This is a genomic window from Trebonia sp. (assembly GCF_049794275.1).
Taxonomy (GTDB): domain Bacteria; phylum Actinomycetota; class Actinomycetes; order Streptosporangiales; family Streptosporangiaceae; genus Trebonia.
Genome location: NZ_JBARCR010001194.1, coordinates 1 through 2,164, shown reverse-complemented (window position 1 = coordinate 2,164; position 2,164 = coordinate 1). Strand labels below are relative to the sequence as shown.

Genomic DNA, 2,164 nt, shown 5'->3' with positions numbered 1-2,164 from the left:
CGGCGTGGCCGTGCTCGGCGCGCGGGCTCTCGCGCAACGCCGCACCAGCGTCCCCGCGCTGGCACGGGCGGCGGACGCGCCGTTCCTGCTGTTCGTGCTGAGCCTCGGGATCGTGGTCCAGGCGGTGACCGGCAACGGGCTCGGCAGCGCGCTGCGCCCGCTGGTGCCGGCCGGGACGTCGCTGCCTGCCCTGTTCGGCGTCGCCGCGCTCGCCGCCGCGCTGGCCAACGTGATCAACAACCTGCCCGCCGTGCTGATCCTGCTGCCGCTGGCCGCGCCGGCCGGGCCCGCGGCCATCCTCGCCGTCCTGCTCGGGGTCAACATCGGCCCGAACCTGACCTACACCGGATCGCTGGCCACCCTGTTGTGGCGGCGGGTCCTCCGCCAGCACGGGTCAGGCCCGTCGCTGAGGGAATTCACCCGGCTGGGGCTGCTCACCGTGCCCGCCGGGCTGGCCATCGCGGTGCTTGCCCTGTGGGCGGCGCTGCACGTCCTCGGAGGCTGAGCACATGCCCGACACCGAAGCCGCGGTCGTCATCTGGATCACCGAGGGAACCTGGCAGGCCAGCGTCGACGCGGCGCTGCGTTTCGTCCAGCCCGGCGCCCCGATCACCCTGCTGCACGTCACCCCCGCCGAGCTATCGGACACCGCGCACAGCGCCTACCTGGGATTGTTCGGCCGAGCCCGTCCCGACCGCGACCCCGGCCCGCAGGTGGCCAAACTGGCCGCGCAATCCGCCGCCGGCCTCCTCGACGCGGCCGCCGCCCGCCTCGGCAGGCAGGCCGGCCGGATCGAGCGCAGCGGCGCCCCCGAGCGGGAAGTGGTCACCGCGGTGGCCGGCGCCGCCCTGCTCATCGTGGCCCGGGACGGCGACCGCTCCCGCCTGGGCCCCAAGAGCCTGGGAAAGGCGACCCGCTTCGTCGTCGACCACGCGCCCTGCCCGGTTCTGGTCGTCTGGCCGGAAGCCGCCCCGGCGGTCGCCACCATCCCGCCCCCGCCACCCCACCCGCCGGATCCGCGAAAGCCCCCGGGCCCGCCAGGCCCCTAGGGAAAGCGGGCGGTCATGCCGGGCCGCGCACAAACCACAAGGCTTCTTGCTGTTATCAGCAGAAAACTGGCCGTTCAGCTGAACGCGGCCTCCCGGCTGGCAACTTGGTATCAGTTTCGGCCCTTTTGCTGTCCGATTTGCCGGGTTTAAGGGGCCGAAACTGATACGAAGATGAGCCGCGGGGCGGGTTAGCGGGGGCGGAGGCGGCGGCGGAGGTCGCCGGGGGGTGCGGTGGTGGTGAGCGTGCCTTGTGGGTGGGCAGAGCGAGAGTTATCGTTGCCTGAGTCAATGATTTTCGTTGACTCAGGCAACCGACACGAGGGGCGGCGCCATGAGCGAGGATCTCGCTGGGCAGGTCGCGGCCGTGCGGGCGTTCAACCGCTTCTACACCAACGTCATCGGGCTGGTGCACGGCATGTACCTGGACATGCCGTACTCGCTCACCGAGGCGCGGCTGCTGTACGAGATGGCGCGGCGGGACGTCACGCGAGTGGCGGACCTGCGGCGCGCCCTGGATATCGACGCGGGGTACCTGAGCCGGGTGCTCGGCCGGTTCGAGGCCGACGGCCTGGTGACCAGGCAGCGCTCGGCGGCCGACGCCAGGCGGCAGGACGTCGCGCTCACCAGCGCGGGCCTGGCGGCCGCGGCGGAGCTGGACGCGAGGTCGGACAGCCAGGTCGGCGAGCTGCTCGCCGGGGTAGACCGGCCCAGGGTGCTCACCGCCATGCGGGAGATCACCGACCTGCTGAGCGCGGACGGGGCCGACGCCAGGCCCCGCGCGCGGACCGTGGTGCTCCGCCCGCCCGCGCCCGGCGACCTCGGCTGGGTGCTGCAGCGGCACGGCGCCGTCTACGCCGCGGAGTACGGCTGGAACTCGGAGTTCGAGGCGTACGTCGCCCGGATCATCGCCGAGTACCTGACGGACAGCGACCCGCGGCGCACCGCGGGCTGGGTCGCGGAACTGGACGGGGTCCCCGCCGGGTTCGTGTGCTGCGTGCCCGAGGACGACAGCACGGCGCGGCTTCGGCTGCTGCTCGTGGAGAGCTGGGCCCGCGGCCTCGGCATCGGCGGCCGGCTCGTCGACGAGGTGCTGCGGTTCGCCCGGCAGGCCGGCT

The 2,164-nt window shown here is 73.4% G+C and carries 3 protein-coding genes; all 3 read left to right on the top strand.

Features of this window, described 5'->3' with window-relative positions; all coding sequences use genetic code 11:
• On the top strand, positions 1 to 505 hold a 505-nt coding region (locus WA805_RS29490; protein WP_425243957.1), incomplete at its 5' end, for an ArsB/NhaD family transporter.
• A gap of 4 nt (positions 506 to 509) precedes the next feature.
• Entirely contained in the window at positions 510 to 1,049 is a 540-nt protein-coding gene (locus tag WA805_RS29485) for a universal stress protein (protein ID WP_425243956.1), read from the top strand.
• Between the two features lie 331 nt (positions 1,050 to 1,380).
• On the top strand, positions 1,381 to 2,164 hold a 784-nt coding region (locus tag WA805_RS29480; protein ID WP_425243955.1), incomplete at its 3' end, for a bifunctional helix-turn-helix transcriptional regulator/GNAT family N-acetyltransferase.

Bases quoted from the DNA above. Each gene is read 5' to 3' on its own strand.
- WA805_RS29485 (WP_425243956.1), top strand. From the start codon at position 510: ATGCCCGACACCGAAGCCGCGGTCGTCATCTGGATCACCGAGGGAACC.